This window comes from Streptomyces sp. NPDC087215 (assembly GCF_044744885.1).
In the GTDB taxonomy this organism is placed as follows: domain Bacteria; phylum Actinomycetota; class Actinomycetes; order Streptomycetales; family Streptomycetaceae; genus Streptomyces.
Map to the genome: position 1 here is coordinate 118,485 of NZ_JBIUZD010000015.1, position 22,652 is coordinate 141,136.

At 73.2% G+C, this 22,652-nt stretch carries 20 protein-coding genes; 11 read left to right on the forward strand and 9 right to left on the reverse strand.

Features of this window, described 5'->3' with window-relative positions:
• Nucleotides 1-246 precede the first annotated feature (246 nt).
• From ACIO92_RS28790 to ACIO92_RS28810, 5 genes are read left to right on the forward strand one after another with little or no spacing between them, the layout of a single operon-like run.
• A complete protein-coding gene (locus ACIO92_RS28790; RefSeq protein WP_402283337.1) occupies nucleotides 247-2,202 on the forward strand; it encodes a lipid II flippase MurJ in 1,956 nt (651 codons plus the stop codon).
• On the forward strand, nucleotides 2,099-2,902 hold the full coding sequence (locus tag ACIO92_RS28795) for a polysaccharide deacetylase family protein (protein WP_401240738.1): 804 nt from the start codon (nucleotides 2,099-2,101) through the stop codon (nucleotides 2,900-2,902). The genes ACIO92_RS28790 and ACIO92_RS28795 overlap by 104 nt, the downstream gene beginning before the upstream one ends.
• Nucleotides 2,899-4,032, forward strand: coding sequence for a glycosyltransferase (locus ACIO92_RS28800; protein WP_366439965.1), 1,134 nt, complete (start codon nucleotides 2,899-2,901; stop codon nucleotides 4,030-4,032). The genes ACIO92_RS28795 and ACIO92_RS28800 overlap by 4 nt, the downstream gene beginning before the upstream one ends.
• An 11-nt stretch (nucleotides 4,033-4,043) precedes the next feature.
• Entirely contained in the window at nucleotides 4,044-4,724 is a 681-nt protein-coding gene (locus ACIO92_RS28805; RefSeq protein WP_402283339.1) for a lipopolysaccharide biosynthesis protein, read from the forward strand.
• The gene (locus ACIO92_RS28810; protein ID WP_402283341.1) at nucleotides 4,721-5,872 is read left to right on the forward strand and encodes a GNAT family N-acetyltransferase; all 1,152 of its coding nucleotides are present in this window, start codon (nucleotides 4,721-4,723) and stop codon (nucleotides 5,870-5,872) included. Before ACIO92_RS28805 ends, ACIO92_RS28810 begins: the two co-directional genes overlap by 4 nt.
• Nucleotides 5,873-5,910: 38 nt before the next feature.
• Here the strand turns inward: ACIO92_RS28810 and ACIO92_RS28815 are convergent, their stop codons facing one another.
• From ACIO92_RS28815 to ACIO92_RS28825, 3 genes are all read right to left on the reverse strand, one after another.
• Nucleotides 5,911-7,446, reverse strand: a complete 1,536-nt coding sequence (locus ACIO92_RS28815; protein WP_402283343.1) for a hypothetical protein — start codon at nucleotides 7,444-7,446, stop codon at nucleotides 5,911-5,913.
• Nucleotides 7,447-7,813: 367 nt separating this feature from the next.
• Nucleotides 7,814-8,047: a chaplin gene (locus tag ACIO92_RS28820; protein ID WP_366439963.1), complete on the reverse strand. Its 234-nt coding sequence runs from the start codon at nucleotides 8,045-8,047 to the stop codon at nucleotides 7,814-7,816.
• 168 nt (nucleotides 8,048-8,215) lie between these two features.
• Nucleotides 8,216-8,626: a rodlin gene (locus tag ACIO92_RS28825; RefSeq protein ID WP_366439962.1), complete on the reverse strand. Its 411-nt coding sequence runs from the start codon at nucleotides 8,624-8,626 to the stop codon at nucleotides 8,216-8,218.
• Between the two features lie 218 nt (nucleotides 8,627-8,844).
• Here ACIO92_RS28825 and ACIO92_RS28830 point away from each other — a divergent pair, with 218 nt between their 5' ends.
• Complete coding sequence (locus ACIO92_RS28830; protein WP_351791330.1) at nucleotides 8,845-9,255, forward strand: rodlin; 411 nt, start codon at nucleotides 8,845-8,847, stop codon at nucleotides 9,253-9,255.
• Nucleotides 9,256-9,343: 88 nt separating this feature from the next.
• Here ACIO92_RS28830 and ACIO92_RS28835 read toward each other — a convergent pair whose 3' ends face one another.
• Nucleotides 9,344-9,493 (reverse strand): hypothetical protein, encoded by a 150-nt coding sequence (locus ACIO92_RS28835; protein ID WP_366439961.1) that lies wholly within the window; start codon nucleotides 9,491-9,493, stop codon nucleotides 9,344-9,346.
• A 175-nt stretch (nucleotides 9,494-9,668) separates the two neighbouring features.
• Between ACIO92_RS28835 and ACIO92_RS28840 the strand changes: the two genes are divergently transcribed.
• Nucleotides 9,669-10,709, forward strand: a complete 1,041-nt coding sequence (locus ACIO92_RS28840; RefSeq protein WP_366439960.1) for an LCP family protein — start codon at nucleotides 9,669-9,671, stop codon at nucleotides 10,707-10,709.
• Between the two features lie 94 nt (nucleotides 10,710-10,803).
• Nucleotides 10,804-11,211: a rodlin gene (locus ACIO92_RS28845; RefSeq protein WP_366439959.1), complete on the forward strand. Its 408-nt coding sequence runs from the start codon at nucleotides 10,804-10,806 to the stop codon at nucleotides 11,209-11,211.
• Between the two features lie 83 nt (nucleotides 11,212-11,294).
• Here ACIO92_RS28845 and ACIO92_RS28850 read toward each other — a convergent pair whose 3' ends face one another.
• The 5 genes from ACIO92_RS28850 to mca form a co-directional block, all read right to left on the reverse strand.
• Nucleotides 11,295-13,316, reverse strand: a complete 2,022-nt coding sequence (locus ACIO92_RS28850; RefSeq protein WP_366439958.1) for a thioredoxin domain-containing protein — start codon at nucleotides 13,314-13,316, stop codon at nucleotides 11,295-11,297.
• A gap of 42 nt (nucleotides 13,317-13,358) precedes the next feature.
• Nucleotides 13,359-14,909: a hypothetical protein gene (locus tag ACIO92_RS28855; RefSeq protein ID WP_402283347.1), complete on the reverse strand. Its 1,551-nt coding sequence runs from the start codon at nucleotides 14,907-14,909 to the stop codon at nucleotides 13,359-13,361.
• The gene (locus ACIO92_RS28860; RefSeq protein ID WP_401240719.1) at nucleotides 14,906-15,538 is read right to left on the reverse strand and encodes an ATP-binding cassette domain-containing protein; all 633 of its coding nucleotides are present in this window, start codon (nucleotides 15,536-15,538) and stop codon (nucleotides 14,906-14,908) included. Before ACIO92_RS28860 ends, ACIO92_RS28855 begins: the two co-directional genes overlap by 4 nt.
• Nucleotides 15,539-17,811: 2,273 nt before the next feature.
• Nucleotides 17,812-18,048: a hypothetical protein gene (locus ACIO92_RS28865; protein WP_366439955.1), complete on the reverse strand. Its 237-nt coding sequence runs from the start codon at nucleotides 18,046-18,048 to the stop codon at nucleotides 17,812-17,814.
• Complete coding sequence (gene mca, locus ACIO92_RS28870; RefSeq protein ID WP_366439954.1) at nucleotides 18,041-18,922, reverse strand: mycothiol conjugate amidase Mca; 882 nt, start codon at nucleotides 18,920-18,922, stop codon at nucleotides 18,041-18,043. The genes ACIO92_RS28865 and mca overlap by 8 nt, the downstream gene beginning before the upstream one ends.
• A gap of 98 nt (nucleotides 18,923-19,020) precedes the next feature.
• On the opposite strand from mca, the gene ACIO92_RS28875 reads away from it, so the two are divergent.
• The 3 genes from ACIO92_RS28875 (at nucleotide 19,021) to ACIO92_RS28885 (ending at nucleotide 22,629) form a co-directional block, all read left to right on the forward strand.
• Nucleotides 19,021-19,422 carry a DUF4307 domain-containing protein gene (locus ACIO92_RS28875; protein ID WP_366439953.1) on the forward strand — a complete coding sequence of 134 codons (402 nt, stop codon included), beginning with the start codon at nucleotides 19,021-19,023 and terminating at the stop codon, nucleotides 19,420-19,422.
• 188 nt (nucleotides 19,423-19,610) lie between these two features.
• A complete protein-coding gene (gene greA, locus ACIO92_RS28880; RefSeq protein ID WP_351791362.1) occupies nucleotides 19,611-20,108 on the forward strand; it encodes a transcription elongation factor GreA in 498 nt (165 codons plus the stop codon).
• A gap of 118 nt (nucleotides 20,109-20,226) precedes the next feature.
• Nucleotides 20,227-22,629, forward strand: a complete 2,403-nt coding sequence (locus ACIO92_RS28885) for a PQQ-binding-like beta-propeller repeat protein (RefSeq protein WP_402283351.1) — start codon at nucleotides 20,227-20,229, stop codon at nucleotides 22,627-22,629.
• The last annotated feature ends 23 nt before the right edge of the window (nucleotides 22,630-22,652 follow it).

Consider the following 22,652-nt stretch of genomic DNA (forward strand, 5'->3'; position numbering starts at 1 on the left):
GGCCTCCGGCCGCCCGCGCCTCCGGGACCCACGGACTCTCCGTGGCCCCCGGAGGCCGTCGTGCTGCCGGGGCGGAACGGGGGCGGGGGGACGCGGGAGGACCCGGGCGGGCGGGGAGAGGCCGCCGCCGTACGGGGAGACGCGTCCTTCGCACCAGGAGGAACCTCCGTACGGGGAGACGTCTCCTTCGTCCAGGGAGAGGCCGCCTTCTCACGCGGAGAAGCCGCCGTACGAGGAGAAGCCGCCGTGCGGGCCGACTCCCCCGTCGTACGGGAGGGCCCGCCGGAGCCCCTGCCGGTCCCGCACCCGAGCCCCCCGCCCGTCCCCGCGCGGGGCCCGGCCCCGGCCCCCGCTCCGCACCGCCCGGCGCACGCCCGCGTGCGGGAGCGGCGCGGCGGCGCGTCCCCCGGGCGCGGGTTCCTCGCGAAGGCCGCCGCCGTCACCGCCGGGCTCACCGCCGTCGGGGCGCTGCTGGGACTCGTACGGGACCAGATCCTGGCCGGGTACTTCGGGGCCGGGGCGGAGACCGACGCGTTCCTGGTGGCGTGGACGGTCCCCGAGTTCGCCTCGACGCTGCTGGTCGAGGACGCCATGGCACTGATCATGGTGCCCGCCTTCTCGCGGGCGCTGGCCCGCCGCTCCGGCGGCACGCTCGGCGATCCGGTGCGCGCCCTGGTGCGGGGCACGCTGCCCCGGATCGTGCTCGTCCTCGGCGTCGCCGCCGCGCTCCTGATCGCCGGTGCCCCGCTGCTGGTCTCGGCCCTCGCGCCGGGGCTGCCCGATCCGGCGCTCGCGGTGGACTGCACACGGCTGACGGGGACGTGCGTGCTGACGTTCTCGCTGGTCGGCTACTGCTCGGCGGCGCTGCGGGCGCACGGTCGCTTCATTCCTCCGGCGATGATCTACGTGGCCTACAACGTGGGCATCATCGGGACCGTCCTGGTGCTGCGGGAGCCGTGGGGGGTGCGGTCCGCCGCCGCCGGGGTCGCGGTCGGCGGGGTCCTGATGGTCCTGGTCCAGGCCCCCTCGCTGCTGCGGGAGCTGCGCACCCGCCCGGCGCCGCCGAGGACACCCGAGTCACCTGAGTCACCTGAGTCACCTGAGTCACCTGAGTCACCAAGGACATCCGGTCCGTCAGGTCCGTCCGATTCATTCGGTTCGGTCGGTTCAGTCGGTTCATCGGGGTCGTCGGGGTCGTCGGGGTCGTCGGGGTCGTCGGGGTCGTCGGGTGGTGCCGACGCCCGGATCCTGCTGTTCGGTCTCGTCGCGCCGGTGGTCGCGTTCTCGCTGTGCCGTCAGTCGCAGACGCTGATCGAGCGGTTCCTCGCCTCACCGCTGCCCGCCGGAGCCATCTCGCATCTGAACTACGCGCAGAAGGTGGCGCAGATGCCGATGATCCTCTCGCTGATGCTGTGCACGGTCAGCTTCCCGACGGTGGCGCGGGCGCTCGCGGCGGGCGACGCGGAGAAGGCCCGCCGCCAGGTGGAGCGGGACCTGCTGCTCGCCGCCGTCGTCGTCCTCGTCGGCGCCTCCACGGTGATCGCCGCCGCCCCCCGGATCGTCGAACTCCTCTTCGAGCGCGGGCAGTTCGAAAGCTCCGACACCGCGTCGACCGCCGCCGTGATGCGGGTGTACGCGCTCGGGCTGCTCGGCCAGACCATGGTGGGCGCCCTCGTCCGCTGCTACTTCTCCGCCGCCCGCCCGCTCTGGTACCCGGCCGCCGCCATGGGCGCCGGGCTCGCCACCACCGCCGCCGCGGGCGTACCCGCCGCCGAGCACTGGGGCGCGGTCGGCATCGCCGCCGCCAACGCCCTCGGCATCACCCTCACCGCGCTGCTGCTGCTGCGCGGAGCGCACCGGCAGGCCGTCCCGGTGCGCGCCGGGCGGCTCGGCGGAAGGCTGCTGCGGCTCGCCGCGGCGGGCGCGTGGGCGACCGGCGCGGGCTGGCTGGCCTCGGTCGCGATCGGCCCCGCGTTCCTCGCCGTCACCGTCGCGGGACTGGTCGTCGTCGGCGTCTTCGTCGTCTTCCTCGGCTGCGTCCCCGAGGCGCCCGAGATCCTGCCGCTGCCCCGCACCACCTACCGGAGGAGGAACCCCGATGCCCGCCGCCACCGCGCTGCGCCGAATGCTGCCGAAACCGCCCCCGTGGGTGAGGCCGCCCCTGTGGGTGGCGATGTACCACTCGATCGCGGACACCACTGACGACCCGTACCGCGTGACCGTCTCCCCGGTGCGCTTCGCCCGGCAGCTGCACTGGCTGCGCGACCGGGGACTGCGCGGGGTCTCGGTCCGCGAACTGCTCGCCGCCACCGCCGAGGGCCGCGCCCGCGGGCTCGTGGGCCTGACCTTCGACGACGGTTACGCCGACTTCGTCGACTCGGCGCTGCCGCTGCTGCTGAGACACGGGTTCACGGCGACGGTGTACGCGCTGCCGGGGCGGCTCGACGGCGAGAACGGCTGGGACTCGGCGGGGCCGCGCAAGCCGCTGCTCTCCGAGGACGGCATCCGGCGGATCGCCGACGCGGGCATGGAGATCGGTTCGCACGGGCTGACCCATGTGTCGCTCCCCGAGGCCGACGACACGGCCCTCGCCGCCGAGACCCGGGAGAGCAGGATCCTCCTGGAGGAGATCACCGGCCGCCCCGTGGACGGCTTCTGCTACCCGTACGGGCAGGTCGACCCACGGGCGGTCCGTGCCGTGCGGGCGGCCGGGTACCGGTACGCCTGCGCGATCGACCCGGGCCCGCACACCGGCGCGTACGCCCTGCCCCGCGTCCACATCGGCGAGGACGACACCTCCTGGCGGCTCACCGCCAAGCGCGTCCTGCACCCGCTGCGCCGCCGCCGGCCCGCCGATCTGCCGGCCGCCGCGCCCGGCCCCGCGGCGGTGGTGACGCCGTGAAGGTCCTGCACGTCATCACCGGGCTCGGCATCGGCGGCGCCGAGCAGCAGCTGCGGCTGCTGCTGCGGCACCTCCCGGTCCAGAGCCGGGTGGTCACCCTCACCAACCCCGGCGCCGTCGCCGAGGGCATCGAGGCCGACGGCACCCCCGTCACCGATCTGGGCATGGCCGGGAACCGTGACCTCGGGGCGCTCCCCCGGCTGGCCGGGATCGTCCGCCGGGGCCGGTACGACCTGGTGCACACGCATCTGTACCGGGCGTGCGTGTACGGCAGGGCGGCGGCCCGGCTGGCCGGGGTGCGCCGGATCGTCGCCACCGAGCACTCCCTCGGCGAGACCCAGATCGAGGGCCGTCCGCTGTCGGCGGGGACCCGCGCCCTGTATCTGGCCTCGGAGCGGCTCGGCACGTCCACGGTCGCCGTCTCGTCCAGCGTGGCCCGCAGGCTCGCCGACTGGGGGGTGCCCCGGGACCGTATCCGGGTCGTACCCAACGGCATCGAGACGGACCGCTTCGCCTTCGACTCCGCCGCCCGGCGCCGCGCCCGGCGGGCCCTCGGCGTTCCCGGGGACGCGTACGTGGTGGGCGGGGTGGGGCGGCTGGCGCCGGGGAAACGGTTCGACCTGCTGGTCCGGGCGGTAGCCGAGGTGCCGGACGCCCGGCTGCTGCTCGTCGGCGACGGCGAGCGGCGGGCGGAGCTGCTGGAGCTGGCGCGCTCCCTGGGGACCGCCGACCGGGTGCTGCTCACGGGCGCCCGCGCGGACCCGCTCCCGGCGGGCTCGGCCGGTCCCTCGCTGCCCGGTCTGCTGGCCGCGATGGACGTCCTCGTGTCCCCGTCCCCGGACGAGACCTTCGGGCTCGCCGTCGTCGAGGCGCTCGCCGCCGGACTGCCGGTGCTGTACGCGGCCTGCCCTGCGGTCGAGGACCTCGGACCCGACGCGGCCCCGGGCGCCCGCAGGACCGGCGCCTCCGTGCCGGAGCTCGTCGCCGCCCTGCGCGGTGTCCGGGCCGCCGGACCCGCCCGGCTCCCGGTCCCGGCGGCCGCCCGCCACTACGACATCGCGCACAGCGCACGGCAGTTGCTGTCCCTCTACGACCAGGCCGTCCACGGCACCCCCTCCTCCGCGAAGTGAGAGACCGTCCCATGAAGACCACCCCACCCCGCGTCTCCCTCCCCGCCGGTCTGCGCGGCCCCGGCCGGTGGGCGGTGCTGCCCGCCGCCGCCCTCGCCGGAGCCGTGCTCGGCGGGGGCTACGGGGCCCTGACGACCCCGCAGTACGCGGCGACCAGCTATGTCATCGTCGTCCCCGCCGAGAAGTCCGACCCTTCGGGCGCGCTCGGCTTCGCGCAGGCGTACGGGCGGGTCGCCACGGACATCGCGGTGACCGGCGACGCCCAGGTGTGGGCCGGGGTCACCGCCGCCACCCTGCGCCGCAGCGTGCGGGCGGAGACCTCGCCGGACGCGCCGATGATCTCGATCACCGCCCGCGCGGAGAAGTCCTCGAAGGCCGTGGCCATGGCCGACGGGGTGGCCCGCGCGCTCGTCCTGAACAGTTCGCACGTGGCGGGCAGCACCGGCGTGAAGGTCGTGCAGTTCTCCCGCGCCACCGAGCCGGTCGCCCCGGTCTCGCCCTCGGCGTCGCTCTCCGCGCTGGTCGGCGGCTGCGCGGGCGGTCTGCTCGGCGGTCTCGCCCTGCTGGTCCGCCCGAGGCGGGCCGCCGCGCGCGGCGAGGCCCGCCACTCCCGGCAGCCCGCCGCACCGGCCGTCCCGGCGTCCACCGCCGTGCCCGCCCCGGCCGCCGCGCACCAGCCGGAGGCGGTGTGAGCGCGAGGACCCCCGCGGACCCGCGGATCGAGGTGTGCCGTGACGAGACGGGGTTCGGGCGGATCGCGGCCGAGTGGACGGCGCTGTACGGGCGTTGTTCCGCCGCCACCCCCTTCCAGTCCCACGCCTGGCTGCACTCCTGGTGGCTCTCGTACGGCAGGCCCGGCGCGCTGCGGGTGGTGCTCGTACGGGACGCGGGCGGCGCACTCGTGGCCGCCGCGCCCCTGATGCGGGCCCGGGGGCCGCTGCCGGTCCTCACCCAGCTCGGCGGCGAGATCACCGACTTCACGGACGTGCTCGTCGACGACGGCTGCCCGGCGGCGGCGCCCGCGCTGGCCCGGGGCATCGCGCGGGCCGCCCGGGGCGCGGTGGTCGATCTGCGGGAGGTACGGCCGGGGGCGGCCAGCGAACGGGTCCTCGTCCACTGGCGGGGCCCGCGCCGACGGCTGCCCGACTCGCTCTGTCTGGAACTGCCCGCCGTGCCCATGGAGGGCCTCCTCGAACGCATCCCCTCCGGGAAGGCCCAGCGGGTCAGGGCCAAGCTGCGCAAGCTGGACGCCCTGGGCATCGACGCGCGTGTCGTCGGCGGCCCCGAGGTGCCCGCCGCCCTCGACCGCCTCCTGAGGCTCCATCGGCTCCAGTGGGAGGGGCGGGGGGTGACCGCCGAGCACACCAGCGAGCGGTTCGCCCAGCACCTCACCCGTGCCGTACGGCCCATGGTGGAGCGCGGGGACGCGATGGTCACCGAGTTCCGGCTGGCCGGGGACGTGGTGGCCGCCGATCTGACCCTGATGTCGCCCCGGCTCGCGGGCGGTTATCTGTACGGCGCCGATCCGGCGCTGCGGGCCCGCAAGGTCGATGTGGCGACGATGCTGCTGCGGCACGGCGCCGGGGAGACCAGCGCCGGCGGCCGGGTCACCCTGAGCATGTTGCGGGGCACCGAGGAGTACAAGCGGCACTGGCGGCCCGAGACCGTGGGCAACCAGCGGCTGATGCTGGCGGGCCGGGGTACGGCCCCGCTGCTGTGGCTGCGCGCGGGCGCCGCCGGAGCGCGCCGCTGGGCGGCCCGGCAGGTCCGCGAGGGAACCCGGACGGGGCGGCTGATCGGCCGCCTGTCGGGCCGGACGGCGGGGAGCGGCGGGGGGTGAGACCTCCCCCGCCGCTCCGTCACACCGTCCGGGACGGCTCAGAAGGGCCAGACGCCCTTCAGCGCGTCCTTCCAGCCGAGATCGACCTTGTCCTTCCATGAGTCCCTGGGGACACAGACGGGCCCCCCGATCCAACTCTCCACCCAGGAACCGAGATTGACGGTCCAACAGTCGGGTTTGGGTTCCGGCTTCGGTTCCGGCTCGGGCTCGGGTTTGGGTTCCGGCTTGGGCTCGGGCTTCGGCTCAGGCTTCGGCTCAGGCTTCGGCTCGGGCTTGGGTTCCGGCTTGGGTTCCGGCTTCGGTTCCGGCTTCGGTTCCGGCTTCGGTTCCGGCTTCGGTTCCGGCTTCGGTTCCGGCTTCGGTTCCGGCTTGGGCTCGGGCTTCGGTTCCGGCTTGGGTTCCGGCTTGGGCTTCGGCTTCGTCGGATCGACCGGGTCCGTCGGACGCGTCGGGTCGGTGGGCTCCGTCGGATCAGTCGGCCGTGTCGGGTCCGTCGGATCAGTCGGCTGAGTGGGATCGGTCGGATCCGTAGGCTGCGTGGGCTCGGTCGGCTCGGTCGGGAGCCCCGGCCCCGTGCCGTACAGCATCTGACGGAACATCGCCGACGACCTCGGGTTGTCGTCGCACTGCCAGACTCCGTGCGGGCAGTAGTCGGTGATCGTCTGGTAGAGCGGCTTGTGCTGCTTCATCCATTCCAGCATCCGGCGCATGTACACGGGGTTGTCCCCGTTCCGGAACAGGCCCCATTCCGGATAGGAGATCTGCTTCCCGTGCTCGGCGGCGAAGTCGACCTGCTTCTGGAGCCCGTACGGCTCCCTCACGTGCTGGTCGAAACTCGAACCGGGCGGCTGGTCGTAGGAGTCCATCCCGATGATGTCGACGACGTCGTCGCCCGGGTAGCACTGGGTCCACGGCACGGCGTCGAGACCACGGCTCGGGTTGAAGTCGAAGCGGAACCGCTGGCCGGGCACGGACCGCATCGCGGTGACGATCCGGTTCCAGTACCTCTTCCACGAGGTGGGGTCGGGTCCGCACCGGTGGGTGTAGGTGGTGCCGTTCATCTCCCAGCCGAGAACGACGACCGTGTCGGTCGCCCCGAGGCCGACGAGGCGCCGGGCGAGGGCCTTGAAGTGGTGGTCGTAGTAGCCCGCGGCGCCGAGCCGGAGCTGTCTGCGGACCTCCGCGTCGGAGACCCCCGCCTCGTTGCGCTCCAGCATGGGCACGTTGAGGACGAACATGCGGTCGGACTTCGCGTTGCGCCAGTTCGCCCAGGCGTCGAGGAAGCCCGGGGGACCTTCGATGTTCCGCCACAGGTCGCCGGGGAGATAGGTGTGACCGACGCGGAGCTCCCGCCCGCCGAGCCAGCGTTCCAACTGTCCGATACGGGCGACCCCGAGCGGGCCCGAGTCGAGGAAGGCTCCCATGGCACCGGTGAGCGAGGGGCCGGGGTCCCTGGTCGAGGGGGACTCCGCGGCGCGGACCGGGGACGCCAGCACGACCGATCCCGAGGCGAGGAGACCGGCGGTGAAGACCCCCAGCCACACTCTCGATGTTCTCCGGCGGGAAGTTCCCATGGCCACTCCTCTACGTCACACACTTTTTGATGAACCGTCAATCCGATGCTCCGAAAGTATTCCTAATGAGCCGACCGTGAACGCGGCTCGCCTCTGGCCATTGGGCCATCGGTGTATTTGATCGCCCAATTGGGGCACCGGTGGTCAGGAAATTCGTGCGGAGTCCGGGCATGAACCCCGGCGAAGTCGGTGCGCTCACCCGCACGGCAAGGAAGACCGGCGGCCCACCGCCCCGGAAATGGCCACCGGGCGGCCCGGAGCCACGCCCCGGGCCCGGTCCGGCACGGGTCCGGACATGACCGAGGGCCGGTCCCGGAGAGTTCTCACTCTCCGGGACCGGCCCCGGTACCTGAGGTCCTGGTGGGACTCAGGCGTTGACGCAGGTGTTGCCGAACGCCGGGTTCAGCGCGCTGAGCACGTTGATGCTGTTGCCGCAGATGTTGATCGGCACGTGGATCGGGACCTGGACGACGTTGCCCGAGAGGACACCGGGCGAACCGATGGCCGCACCCGTCGCCTCGGCGTCGGCGAAGGCCGGCGTGGCCGCACCCATGGCCATGATGATTCCGGCGACGACAGCAGCAGCCTTCTTACAGTTCATTTTCGTCTGCGTCCTTTCGATAGCGGAAGACTCACGGAACACAACGAACATCCCTCAAAAAGGAAACCGACACAACGGAGAGACTTGCTCATTCACTCCAATGCCCATACAACAGGGCCGGAAGAGAGCATCTCCGCCCTCTTCCGGCCCAGTCGCGCGCCGTACGGGTCAGCTGTTGCCGACGCCGTTGCCCGAGAGGACCGGGATGTCCTCCAGGATGTGCGACAGCGGCTCGTCACCCTTGGCCTGGGTGGAGTTCTCCGCGCACTGCTGGTTCTGCGGCGAGGCGAGGACGTTGACGTCCTGCACGGCGATCGGGATGAGGCCGATGAGCGAACCGGCGTTCGCCTTCACGGGGACACCGAGGCAGAGCTTGTTCAGCGAGCCCTGGACCGCCGAGAACTGGGGGCTCAAGTCACCCGCGGTCGTGGAGTTGCCGAACGCCTGCTTCGCGCCGTTGCCGCTGAGCGAGGTCGTGCCACCGTCGTCGGCGATGGCGAGCGCCGGGGAGGCCGCCGCAGCGGTGGCGCCGACAACAGAGGCCGTCACAGCCGCAGCCGCCATAATCTTCTTGATCACGGTGATTCCGTTCCTGTTCCCACCAATCGAGCTGATTGATGCGACGGGATCAACTGCGCCCGATGGCTTTGGTTCCGGCCCTTCACCCTTTCGACTGGGCGCGCACTTCGCGCTGCCGAGTGCGCTCCGCCAAGGGAGTGACACAGCGGAACCCTTGCGCCCTTGTCCAGTTGATCAGGTCGCTCCCTGCACGGAGCCGGTTCTAGAAGGGAACTCCCGTGATCAAGAAGGTTATGGCCACTGCGGCCGCGGCCGTCTCCATCGTCGGCGCCACCGCCGCCGTCGCCTCCCCGGCGCTCGCCATCGGAAACGACGGCGGCACCACCTCGCTCAGCGGCAACGGCGCGCACCAGGAGTACGGCAACTCCGCCACCTACGGCAACATGAGCCCCCAGTTCGCGCTCGTCCAGGGCTCCCTGAACAAGCCGTGCATCGGCCTGCCGGCCAAGCTCAACGCCGGTTCGCTCATCGGCCTCGTCCCGATCTCGGTCCAGGACATCAACGTCCTGTCCTCCCCGCAGAACCAGCAGTGCACCGAGAACTCCACCCAGGCCAAGGGCGACGAGCCGCTGTCGCACATCCTGGACGACATCCCGGTCCTCTCGGGCAACGGCGTCGGCAACAGCTGACCCCCACCGTCGCGACGCGACGACGTCCACACGTCAGGGGCCGCCCTCCGGGGCGGCCCCTTTCGTCTTCTCGTCTTTCCCGGTCTCCCTACCAGGTGGGCCAGACCGGCGTCGCCATCAGGCGCTCCCATTCCCGGTCCGGCATTCCCGGGACCGCCCTTCCCGACTGCGTCCACTGGTTGACCAGAGCCGCGTACACCGGGAACGGCGTGCGGTCGGCGGGGGCGGGATCACTCACATATCGGCTCTTCGGAATGAAGGCCATCCGTTCCCATTTCCCGGGATCCGGCGCCATCTTCGCTCCTTCCGCTGCGATTCCCGCATCATGACACAGGCGCCGCAGGAGAGTGATTCGCCCTGTTCATGTCGCGTCGCGTATCTCTGTGCGAGAACGATCGAAATAACGTGCGGACATGAATCTCCCACGTGCACGGTGGGCCCGGCGTCCGCTGCTCGTCCCGGCGGCGCTCACCGCCCTCGCCACGCTCGTCCCCGGCGCCCTCGCCACCGCGGCCGACGACCTCCCGGCCCCCGAACACGGGCTGAACCTGCTGGTGGTCGGCATCGACAGCCGCAAGGGCGTCACCGAGGAGGAGAAGGAGCGCTACCGGCTCGGTGGGCGCGAGTGCGACTGCACGGACGTGATGATGCTCGTGCACGTCTCGGCGGCCGACGACCGGATGGACGTGGTGAGCCTGCCCCGCGACTCGCTCACCACCCTCCCGGGACCGCACGACGACCGGCGTACCGGAAAGGCCCACGACGACCACCCCGCGAAGATCAACAACGCCTGGGCGGAGGGTGGTCCCGCCTTCACCACGAAGGTCGTCGAGTCGATGACGGGGCTCCCCGTCCACCGCTATCTGGAGATCGACTTCCGCCGCTTCATGGACACCGTGGACCGGATCGACGGCGGGGTCCCCATCTGTACGGAGCAGCCCCTCAAGGACCCGGTGACCGGCATCGACCTGGCGCCCGGCACCACCCGCGTGCGCGGCGGTGAGGCACTCCAGTACGTGCGGTCACGGCGGGCCGACGGGCAGATGGACTTCGGCCGCATCCGGAAGCAGCAGCAGTTCGTCGTCAACACGCTGGAGCGACTGCGCGACGGCGTGCTGGGCGACCCGGAGCGGCTGAAGGCCCTCGCCGCGACCCTGCGCGGGACGGGCGCGGCCGACCGGGGCATCTCCGCCGCCGAACTCGTCGTACTGGCGCGGCGGTTGAAGAACCTCTCCACGGCTCGTACCGCGTTCGCGACCGTACCCGTACGCGGGTTCAACCCGGACATCGAGGGCGTCGGGTCCACCGTCGCCTGGGACGAGGAGGGGGCGGCCGAGGTGTTCGGGCGGCTGGGCCGGGACGAGCCGCTGCCGCCCGCCGACGCCGTCGGGCCGAGCGAGATCCCGGCGGCCGTCTACCGGCCCGCCGGCGGGGCTTCGCTCATCTGCCCGTAGTCCGTCCGGTGGACATCGCGGAACCTCCGGGCCTCCCGCCAGTTGATCAGCGCGGCTCGCCACTCAGCGGGCCACAATCCGAAAGGCCTGAACCATGAAGAAGCTGTTGGCTACGGCTGCTGTGGCCGCGTCGGTCCTCGGCGCGACGGCGGCGGGTGCCGGCCAGGCGCTCGCCATCGCCGACGACGGCGGCACCACCTCGCTCAGCGGCAACGGGGCGAAGCAGGAGTTCGGCAACTCCGCGACCTACGGCAACATGAGCCCGCAGTTCGCGCTCGTCCAGGGCTCCCTGAACAAGCCGTGCATCGGCCTGCCTGCCAAGGTCAACGCCGGTTCGCTCATCGGGCTCATCCCGATCGCCGTGCAGGACGTCAACGTGCTGTCCTCCCCGCAGAACCAGCAGTGCACCGAGAACTCCACCCAGGCCAAGGGCGACGAGCCGCTGTCGCACATCCTGGACGACATCCCGATCCTCTCGGGCAACGGCGCCGGCAACAGCTGAGCGACACCGCTCCGCGCGGTGCGGCCCCGCCTTCCCTCTCCGGAGGGGCGGCGGGGCCGTCCCGTTCCCGGGGCGGGCCGGGCTCAGAGCTTCGCGCGGAGCCCGGCGGGGTCGGTGACCGGCGCGTCACAGGTGAAGTGGCGGCACACGTACGCGGCGGGCGCACCGGCCACCAGCGGGCGGTCCCTGAGCAGCGGGAACTCCTCGCTGTCGGGGGTGCCGAAGGCGAGGACGGCGCCGGGGGCGGTCGCGCGGAGCGCCGTACGGCACAGTTCGCGGAAGACCTCGTCGCCGGGAGGGCCGACGACGGCGATCTCCCGGGGCCCGTCGAGGAGCGCTTCGGAGACGGCCAGTCCCCAGCCGATGAAGCGGGGCGCTCGGGGGCCGAGGGCCTTGACGACCCCGAGGGCGCCCTCGGCCGCCGCGCGGTGGGCCTCGGACCCGGTGTGGGCGGCGTACGAGAGCAGCGCTCCGGCGGCGGCGGTCCAGCCGGACGGGGTGGCGTTGTCCGTGGGGTCCTGCGGGCGGCGGATCAGGGCCTCGGCGTCGTGGGCCGTGTCGTAGAGCGCGCCGCCCTCCGCGGTGAAGCGGTCGAGGACGATGTCCAGGAGGAAGCCCGCGAACTCCAGCCAGGTGCCTTCGCCGGTGACGGCGGCGAGGGCGAGGAAGCCCTCGGCGACGTCCGCGTAGTCCTCCAGGACGCCCGCGTTGCTGCCCGCCCGGCCGTCCCTGGACGTACGGGTCAGGCGGGCGGTCTCGTCCATGTGGACGCGGACCAGCAGGTCGGCGGCCTCGGTGGCGCGCTCGACGAGGTCGGGGCGGTCGAAGAGGGCGCCGGTCTCGGCGAGGGCGGCGACGGCCAGGCCGTTCCAGGCGGCGACGATCTTGTCGTCGCGCCCCGGGCGCTCGCGCTCCTCCCGGGCGGCGAGGAGCCGGGCGGCGATCGAGGCGATCCGCCCGGCGTCGGCGACGCCCGCGTCCTGCGGGAGCTGGAGCACGGAGCTGCCGTGTTCGAAGGTGCCGTCCTCGGTGACGCCGTAGTGGGCGGCGGCGAGGGCGGCGTCCCGCTCGCCGAGGACCTCGGTCAGCTGCTCCGGGGTCCACACGTAGTAGGCGCCTTCGACGTGTTCGCCCGTGCCGTCGTCGCTGTCGGCGTCGAGCGCGGAGGCGAAACCGCCCTCGGGGGTGCGCAGTTCGCGGACCAGGAAGTCGGCGGTCTCCAGGGCGATCCGGCGGGCGAGGTCGCTGCCGGTGGCCTTCCACAGATGGGCGTAGACCCGGCAGAGCAGGGCGTTGTCGTACAGCATCTTCTCGAAGTGCGGCACGACCCAGGCGTGGTCCACGGCGTAGCGGGCGAAGCCGCCGCCGAGCTGGTCGTAGATGCCGCCGCGGGCCATCGCCTCGCAGGTGTCGGCGGCCATCTGGAGGGCGCCCTCGGAGCCGGTGCGGGCGTGGTGGCGGAGCAGGAACTCCAGGGCCATCGACGGCGGGAACTTGGGGGCGCCGCCGAAGCCGCCCCGCTTCGCGTCGTACTCGCGGGTGAGACCGAGGAGGGCCTGGGCGAGTTCCTCCTCGCCGGGGACGCCTTGGCCGCCGTGGGCGAGGGAGCGGCTCCCGAGGTCGCGCACGATGCGGTCGGCGACCTCGCCGACCTCCTCGCGCCGGTCGGCCCAGGCGTCCCGGACGCCTTCGAGCACCTCGGGGAAGGAGGGCATCCCGTGCCGGGGCTCGGGCGGGAAGTAGGTGCCGAAGTAGAAGGGGGCGGCGTCGGGGGTGAGGAAGACGGTCATCGGCCAGCCGCCCTGCCCGGTGGCGGCCTGCACGGCCTCCATGTAGACCGCGTCGACATCGGGCCGCTCCTCGCGGTCCACCTTGACGGCGACGAAGTTCTCGTTGACGAACGCGGCCGTGACCTCGTCCTCGAAGGACTCGTGCGCCATGACGTGGCACCAGTGGCAGCTGGAGTAGCCGACGCTGAGCAGCACGGGGACGTCCCGGTGTCGGGCCTCCTCGAAGGCCTTGGCTGACCAGGGCTGCCAGTCGACCGGGTTGTCGGCGTGCTGGAGGAGGTACGGGGAGGTCTCATGGGCCAGTCGGTTCGGCATGGGGCCCATCCTGCCCTGCCTTCGCGGGCTCGCGTCGGAGTGTCAGGTGTGGCGGAGGCGGGTGGGTAGGGAGCGGAGGGGGTTTCCTGTTCGGCGCAGGCCTGCCCAGAGGCAGTAGGTGGTGGCGCCCAGGGCGGTGAGGGGGGCGGCGGGCGCGGACTGGGTCCCGTTCATCAGGAGGACACCGGCCAGGACGACGAAGAGTCCGTCGAACTGCCAGACGAAGACCCGGAGGCCGGAGAGGTCGCCCAGGGGCGTGATGACGGGGAGCAGCAGCTCTGCGGGCAGGTGCGATTTCATCTCGCGGAGGAACCTGGCGCCGAGCACGAGGACCATCGAAGCCGTGGCGAGCAGCAGTGCGTCGGCCGGTCGCCCGCTCGGGAGGGGCCATCGTGCGAGGGCCGTGAGCGTGCCCGCGAGGCCCGCCGTGACGGTCACTGCGACGACCGGCCACGCCAGGGTGCGGGCGAGTGTCCCGCCCCAGCGCTCGCCGAGCAGCGGGGCCAGGGTCAGCTCGTCGCGCAGGCCGCGCCAGGTCTCGCCGACCCATCCGGACCCCCAGTACACGGCGACCGCGCCGAGCAGCCAGGCCCCGGTCGCCGTCCTGGCGTCCGGCTCCCCTACACCGAGGGCGAGGAGCGCGCCCCCGGCCGACAGGAACGCGACGGCCGCGACCGCGCGGCCCCGGGTGCGGAGCGCGCGGACCGCTCCCTGGGCGAGGTGGCCGCGCAGCCGTCCGTCCGGGCGGGTGAGGGCGGAGGCGAAGCCGCGCGGCTCCGGGCGGTACAGGTCGAGCGCGTGGTGGAGCGTGCCGGTCCAGGCGAAGGTCTGGGCCTCGGCGGCGCGGGCCGCGTCGCGGGTGAGCCGGGCGAGGTCGACCGTACGGACGGACCGGAAGGCGGACCGGCCGAGCAGAGCGGCGGCGACCGCCAGGACTCCGGCGACGAGCCACAGGCCTCCCCCGCCGAGGGGGGCGGACCGGCCGAGGAGCGCCACGACGAGCGCGGCGGCGGCCACGGCGGCGGCGAGCAGGACGTTGTCGCGGACGGTCCGGACCTGGCCCCACAGCCAGGCCGAGGGGGCGACGGCGCCGATGCCCACCGCGACGGCCACGCCCTGCGGGAGGAGCGCGCCGCCGGGGTCGTCGAACAGATCGGTCAGGAGGAAGGCCGCCGTGGACACCGTGAGCAGGGTGCCGAGTCCCGCGAAGGCGAGGCGGCGGCGGGCGATCGTACCGAGGTACTGGGCCGGGGACAGGTCCGTGGACAGGAACACGTACAGCAGGAAGGGCTTGAGCACCAGCGGTCCCCAGAAGCGGCCGGTGAGCTGGGCGCCGCAGACGGCCGCCGCCGCGACCAGGCAGACGACGGGCGTCGCCGTCGCGGCGGTCTCCAGGGGGACGAGCGGCCGGGTCGTCCGCATCAGGTGGACGACCGGTGCCACGTACACGAGGGTGAGGATGACGGCGAGGTAGACGGTGTACGCCCGGTCCTGCGGGGTGACGCGGTCGCCTCGGCGGGCGTATCCGTGCCGTACGGCGTGGACGCGGTCCCCGGGGCCGGCTCCGGTCGCGGTCACGGTGTCCGTCGTCATCCGAGCTCCAGGACGCCGTCGCCCGCTTCCATCAGGACCGTCTCGTGGGTGGCGACCAGGAACGAGGTGCCTTCTCCGGCGCGTTCGGCGAGCAGGGCGGCGACGAGGGCGACGCGGTCGGAGTCGAGGTGCCGCTCGGGTTCGTCGAGCAGGACGACGTCGGCGGGGCGGACCAGGGTCAGCGCGAGGCTGAAGAGCTGGAGTTGCCCGGAGGAGAGCTGGGCGGGAAAGCGCGTGCCGAGGGCGGTGAGGCCCAGACGCCCGATGATCTCCTCGGAGCGCTCGGCGGTCGCCGGGGTGTTGCCGTACCAGGAGGCGGCGACCAGGCTCACCTGTTCCCGGACTGTCATGTCCCGGGCGACGGGCACCGGGTCGACGAGGGAGGCCACCAGCCGTCGGTGCCGGGGCTTCGCCAGGTCGACGGCCTCGCCGTGTACGAGGACCGCGCCGTCGGTCAGTCCGCGGCTCCCGAGGAAGGCGCGGAGCAGGGTCGTCTTCCCCGAGCCGTTGCTTCCGGCGAGGCACCGGAAGCCGCCGGGCGGGACGGCGAACGTGGTCGGCGCCAGGAGCGTGGTCCCGTCCAGGACGACCGTGGCGCCTTCCGCGGCGAGCGCGGGCACGTCGCTCACGGCCGCTCCGGCACGACGAGCGTCTCGCGCGAGCGGGCGTCGTGGGGCTCTCCCGCGTACGATCCGGCCGCCCCGGGGCCTCCCGGCGGGCCGGGTCTGGCCTCGGCGGCCGTCCGGGCGCTGTCGTTCACGCAGGGCGCCCGTGGGGTGCGCCGGGGACCTGGGCGGTCGGTACGCGGTACCGCCTGACCCGTGTCGTCCGGTCCGTGCCGTGCGTGTCGTACGGGGTGGGGGCGGTGGGGATCACGTCCGGTCGGTCGCACGCGTCGGCGGCCGTGCGGGCGGGTGACGCGGTGCGCCGCGTGCGCGCGGGTGACGCGGTGCGCCGTGCCGCTCGGCGGACACCGCCGGACCGGTCCTCCCCCCCGGATGTCCGGCCCCTTTGAATTCCTCGCTGAGGATGAATCCCTCGCGGAGGAATGGGGTGTCGACTGCCGTCGGGGGCTGCCGCCCGATCACCGTGGGCTGGAATGCTCCACCGGATGTTCCCCGGGCGGTTTTCGTGTGTGGCGCGTTCCGCATCCGTTACTCCCCTTTCACCGGATCATTCGTCTTTCGCCGCCGACCTGCCGGACCGCGTGACGGCGGCGCGCGGCCGAGGCAGACGCCGCGCGGTCGGCGCGGGAACCCGAGTGCCGCACCACTCCCCCCGGGGCCTGCCGGGGACGGATTCCTTGAATTCCCGGGTCGGCGACCGACCATAAACAGACCTCCGAGAAATCGTCAAGAGAAGCCGAGTCTTCTGGTGTCCGCTGAGCGGCAGACCTGGCGTATCGCGGAATTCTCAGCCTTTTTCGGCCAGCACCGGGGGATTTTTTATGGGCGGCTCGGGGAGGGGAGAGAGGGAAGGGTGGTCGGGGGCGTGGCCTCGCGGAGGGCCGGGGCCCGAAAGGGTGAACTGCGGGGCGATGGAGGGCGGCCGGGCGTGGGGCGGTCTGATCCGTTCCGGACAGCTTGGGGCGGGGGTCGCCAGGGCGGGGCGGTACGACCGAGGGAAAGCGCGAGGCGCGGGCCGGAGAGGGCCCGGGGCGGACCGGGGCGGCGGAAGGCGGGGTCCCGGAGTTCCCGGCTGGGGCGGTGGAAGGCGGAGTCCTGGAGCTCCGGCTGGGGCGGTGGAGGCCAGGAGGTGGGGCTGTGGGAAGTGGAGTGGTGGGGCGGGCTCCGGGTGGCCGAAGAGGTCCGGTGGGACATGGGCCGGGGAGGCGAAGGACGAGACACGGGATGGCGGTGGGAGGCCCGATGTCGGCCGGGGCGTCGGAGGCGATCGGAGGCAAGGGCCGAGCGAGGCAGCCCGGCCGGGCGTGGGTCGTGGCGACAGCCAGGGCTGGGCGCGGGGCCAGGTGACGGAAAACGGCCCGTCACAGCCAGGCCCGGCACGGGGCCGGGTGACGGCCCGGCACGGGGCTGCGGGAGAGGCCTGGCATGGGGCTGCAAAAGAGGCCTGGCATGGGGCTGCGGAGAGGCCTGCTGGCACGACCAAGACCTTGTGCAGAACAAGACCGACGCAGTCGAAGCCCGGCACTGTCACGGCCGGATGCGGCCACGGCCCGTCCCGTCCCGTCCGGGACCTGGTGCGGACAGGGGCGGGCACGAGACGGTGCGAGACGCCCGGCGTGACCAAGGCCCAGCATGGCCGGGCCCCAGTGGGTCACACCGGCGCAGCCAGGGCCCGGCACAGTCGAGGCCGGATGCGGTCACAGCACGGCCAGGGCCCGGCGCGGCATGAGACGGTCGGCGCGGCCAGGACCCGGCGTACGGCGGCGGAAGACGCCCCGCACCGCCAGGAGAACCCGGCACCGGCGGCGGGAAACACCCACACGGCCAAGACCCGGCAATACGGCTGCGAGAGACACCCCGCATAGCCAGACCCGGCACCGGCGGCGGGAGACGCCCACACGGCCAGGACCCGGCGGACGGCGGCAGGAGACGCCCCGCATGACCAGGCTCCGGCACCTGGCGGCTGGAGACACTCCACACGGCCAAGACCCGGCACCCGGTGGCAGGACGGTCAGGACCTGTCGTACGGCTGCGGGAGACACCCCACACAGCCAGGAACCCGGCACCGGCACCCGGCAGCAGGAGACGCCCCGCGTGGCCAAGACCCGGCGTACGGCCGCGAGAGACGCCCCGCACCGCCAGGCCCGGCACCCGGCGGCGGGAGACGCCCCGTGTGGTCGCGGTCCGCGCCGGGGGCGTGCGCACGGGTTCCGCCGCGAGGTCCGGGGACCTCGCGGCGGGGGGGGTGTGCGGGGGCGCGCCTCCGGGGGGAGGCGTTACTTGCCCGGGGTGGCGGCCGGGGTGTCCGGGGCTGCCGACGGGTCCGGGGCCTCCTCGAAGGAGACCCGGCCCATGTGGCGGTTCATCGACTTCATCAGCAGCCAGACGGAACCGGCCAGGACGGCGAAGACGACGAAGCCCAGGACGCCGGGGGTCACCTTGTTCTTGTCAAGCTCTTCGGCGGCGAAGGGGACCAGCTGGGTCAGTGCCAGATGTGCGCTCATGCTAGGCATTGTCCCGGACGCCCGCGAAGAGATCTTCCTCGGGGAGGGAGGTCGGCACCAGCGCCTTGCTGAGCTCGTACTCCTCCGTGGGCCAGACCTCCTTCTGGAGCTCCATCGGGACCCGGAACCAGCCGCCGTCGGGGTCGATCTGGGTGCGGTGGGCGAGGAGCGCCTTGTCGCGGACCTCGAAGAACTCGGAGCAGGGGACGAAGGTGGTCAGCGTCCGCTCCTTGCGCTCGAACTCCGACCAGCGCTGCAGCCACTCGCCGTACGGGGACTCCAGGCCCCGGGCGAGCAGCGCCTCGTGCAGGGCGGTGGTGCGGGGACGGTTGAAGCCCTGGTTGTAGTAGAGCTTCAGGGGCTGCCAGACCGGCCCGAACTCGCTCTCCGGGTACTTCTCCGCGTCGGTCGCGCCGTCGAAGGCCACCATCGTGATCTTGTGGGTCATGATGTGGTCGGGGTGCGGGTACCCGCCGTTCTCGTCGTAGGTCGTGACGACCTGCGGACGGAACGAGCGGATCTTGCGGACCAGCTCGCCGGCCGCCTTGTCGACGTCCTCCAGGGCGAAGCAGCCCACGGGGAGCGGGGGCAGCGGGTCGCCCTCGGGGAGGCCGGAGTCGACGAAGCCCAGCCATTCCTGGGAGACGCCCAGGATCTCGCGGGCCTCGTCCATCTCCTTGCGGCGGACCTCGTGGATGTTCTCCTCGATGTAGGGGTCGCCCTGGAGGCTGGGGTTGAGGACCGAGCCGCGCTCGCCGCCCGTGCACGTCACCACCATGACGTCCACCCCCTCGGACACGTACTTGGCCATCGTGGCCGCGCCCTTGCTCGACTCGTCGTCGGGGTGGGCGTGAACGGCCATCAGCCGCAGCTGCTCAGTCAAGACTCGATCCTCAGTGATTCGACGCGGAGCGTGGTCTCTATAGTGACGGAATCGGGGGAGGGAAAATTCCGGCACCCCCGGCTTCGAGAGGAACGGTCATGACCGCGGTGCGAGAGCAGCTGCCCGAGGGGCGCTACGGGCGTTCGGCGGACGAGGCGGCGGACCGCAAGCTCAAGATCACGGGCGCGGTCCTCGGCGTCCTCTTCCTCGGCCTGATGGGCTGGTTCGGCTGGCACTACGTCGTCGACAGCAAGATCAGCGCCGAGATGATCAAATTCGACGTGGTCAGCGCCACCGAGGTGCAGGTGCACCTGGAGATCCGCAAGGACGAGGGCGTCAAGGGCGTCTGCACCCTGCGCTCCCGCGCCGAGGACGGTGCCGAGGTGGCCCGCAAGGACGTCAGGATCGACGATCCGGCGGCGCGGGTGGACGAGGTCTTCTCGCTCCGCACCACCAGCCAGGCGACGAACGCCGAACTGATCGGGTGTACGTCCCGGTAGCGGTGGGTAGGGACCGGGTGTCGAGTCCTGGCGAGTCACCACGGTGACCTGGGGAGACTCCATCCCGATGGTTTATGTCCTCCCGCTTTCCGCCACTCATTGTTAGGCTCGTGGTTTCGCCCACCCGGGAGCACCGCTTCCCGGAGTAGGGCGATGCTTTGTATTCCCAGTACCTACGAGGAGCACCTGTGACCCAGACCAGCGACAACGTCACCTGGCTCACCCAGGAGGCGTACAACAAGCTCAAGGACGAGCTTGAGTACCTGTCTGGTCCCGCGCGTACCGAGATCGCCGCGAAGATCGCCGCCGCGCGCGAAGAGGGCGACCTGCGCGAGAACGGCGGGTACCACGCGGCCAAGGAGGAGCAGGGCAAGCAGGAGCTCCGGGTCCGCCAGCTCACCCAGCTGCTCCAGCACGCCAAGGTCGGCGAGTCCCCGGCGGACGACGGCATCGTCGAGCCCGGCATGGTCGTCACGATCGCCTTCGACGGCGACGAGAACGACACCATGACCTTCCTCCTCGCCTCCCGCGAGTACGCGAGCGGTGACATCGAGACCTACTCGCCGCAGTCGCCGCTCGGCGTCGGGGTCAACGGCAAGAAGGCCGGTGACGACGCCCAGTACGAGCTGCCGAACGGCAAGAAGGCCACGGTGAGGATCCTCAGCGCGAAGCCCCACTCCGGCTGAGACACCCCCGCCCGCGAAGGGCCGGCCCCCGCCCGGGGGCCGGCCCTTCGTTTCGTATGTCCGTGCGATCGCCCGTGCGATGATGCGGCCTACATCGCGTCTTGAGGGGGAGGGCGACGTGCTGGGACCGCTGCGCGCGGACGCGCCACGGCAGATCGGACCGTACGAGGTGCTCGCCCGGCTCGGCGCCGGAGGCATGGGCGAGGTCTTCCTCGGCCGGGGCGCCGAGGACGGCACCTTCGTCGCCGTGAAGACGGTCCTGCGGGACGTCGCCGGTGACCCCGCCTTCCGGGACCGCTTCCGCCGCGAGATACGGGTCGCCTCGCTCGTCGACAGCGTCCACGCCGCCGCGCCCGTCGGCGGTGACGCGGACGCCGAGGTGCCCTGGCTGGCCACCGCGTACGTCCCCGGGCCCAGCCTCTCCCAGGCCGTACGGCGCGGCGGCGCCCTCCCCGTCGACGCCGTCCGCGCGCTCGGCGCCGGTCTCGCCCACGCCCTCGCCGACCTGCACCGGGCCGGGGTCCTGCACCGCGACCTCAAGCCCGGCAACGTGATGCTCTCCGTCGACGGCCCCCGCCTCATCGACTTCGGCATCGCCCGCAGCAGCGCCGCCACCACCATGACCGCGACCGGTGTCATGGTCGGCACCCCCTCCTTCATGTCCCCCGAGCACGTGGCGGGCGCCCGGCGGGTGACCGCCGCCTCCGACGTCTTCTGCCTCGGCTCGCTCCTCTGTTACGCGGCGACCGGCGAGGACCCCTTCGGCGACGGACCGCTGGCCGCCGTCCTCTACCGGGTCTCCCAGGCCGAGGCCGACCTGGACCGGGTGCCGGACGAACTGCGCGGGACCGTCGCCGCCTGTCTGGCGGCCGACCCGGCGGCCCGCCCCGCGCCCGGTGCGCTCGCGGAACTCCTCGGCGGCACACCCGGACGCTTCCCCTGGCCGGAGACCGTACGGGAGCACATCGGCGAGTACGGGCGGGAGCTGGCCCAGCTGGTGGCCTCGGGCGGACCGCTCCTGGCGGCCCCGCCCGTGGACCCGCACGGCCCGGTCGTGACCCCGGCGGCGCCGGGACCGCACTCCCTGGCGACCCTGGCGCCGCTGCCCCCGCTCCCCGCGGCCCCGCCCGCCGCTCCGCCGCGCCGCCGCCGGAGACGGGCGCTCGCCGCCGCCCTGGCGCTCGCGGTCGTCGCCGGGGGCGTCGGCGCGTACCTGCTCCGGCCCGAGGAGACTCCCGCGAAGAAGCCCGGCCCGCCCGTGCAGGCCGCCCCGCCCGCCGCGCCCCGCGTCCCCGGCGTCGACGACCGGGGGCTCGCCGACGCCTCCGGGGTCGTCCCGCAGAACACGGCGCAGCGGCCGGCGGGCTGGCGGCCCTGGCAGGGAGAGCTGACCGCCCCGGCGCTCGGCTGCTCCGCCGGGGAGAAGGTGCTGGTGTGCAGGACGACGGACGGACGGTTCGAGGCCCTGGACCCGAAGGACGGGAAGCGGCTGTGGTCGGTGGGCCGGGCGAAGGACACCCCCGACCGCACCTACATCAGCCCGACCGGCCACGACTTCGTCGGCGGCGACAGCAGCCGCCCCACCGTCCACGACTCCGCCGTGGCCCTCGTCAGCGGGTCCGAGCTCCAGGTCCGCAAGGCGCGGACGGGCGCGGTCCGCTGGCGGAGGCCCGCCATCGGCCACCAACTGCTGTGGGACGGGCGCCCGCTCGTCGGGGACGGCGTCGTCTACGCGGCGACGGATCACGTCACGGGCCAGTCGGACCGGATCGCCCTGCGGGCCTTCGCGCTGGCCGACGGGCGGGAGCTGTGGTCGAAGGCGCTGACCAACGCCCAGCTGCCCAGCGCCCTGCGGCGCTCCTTCGAGCCGGTGGCGTACGCCCGGGGCGTCGTCTACGCCTACAGCCAGGGCGGGCTCGTCGCGTACGACGGGAAGAGGGGCACCCTGCTCGGGCAGGTCGAGGCGGCGGCGCGGACCTGCGGTGCCGTCAAGGTCCTCGGCGCGACCGGCTACTGCGCCGACGACGCCTACGGCCGCGACCCGAAGAACCGGGTGCACCTGCTCGACGCGCGGACCCTGGCCCCGAAGGGGTCACTGCCCGCCCCGGTCTCCGCCGTGACCCCGACGGCCGTCGGCACCGGCGCCGTCATCGGCTTCGACCGGGGCCTGAAGATCCTCGACCCGGCCACCGGGAAGGTCCTCGCCTCCCATCCGGCGAAGGGCGCGCCGAAGGGGCTCGCGCAGGCGTGGTCGGCGCCGCTGGTCGCCGGTGACCGGGTCGTGTACGCCGACTTCTCCTCCCTCCACACCGTGCGGCTCGGCGCCGACGGGAAACCGGGCGCGGCCAGGAGCGTCGCGGTGCCGGGCGCGCCGGGCCCCCGGGTCGCGGAGGAGGACTTCGACCTGTCGTGGGGCTACGCGATCGAGAAGCGGGTGAGGCCGCCGGAGGTGCTGCCGGTCGGCGGGATCGCCTACCTCTTCTACGACAAGGGGGCCGTGGCCTCCGTGGAACTCCCCTGACCTCTCCCGAAAGGAACCCCCGC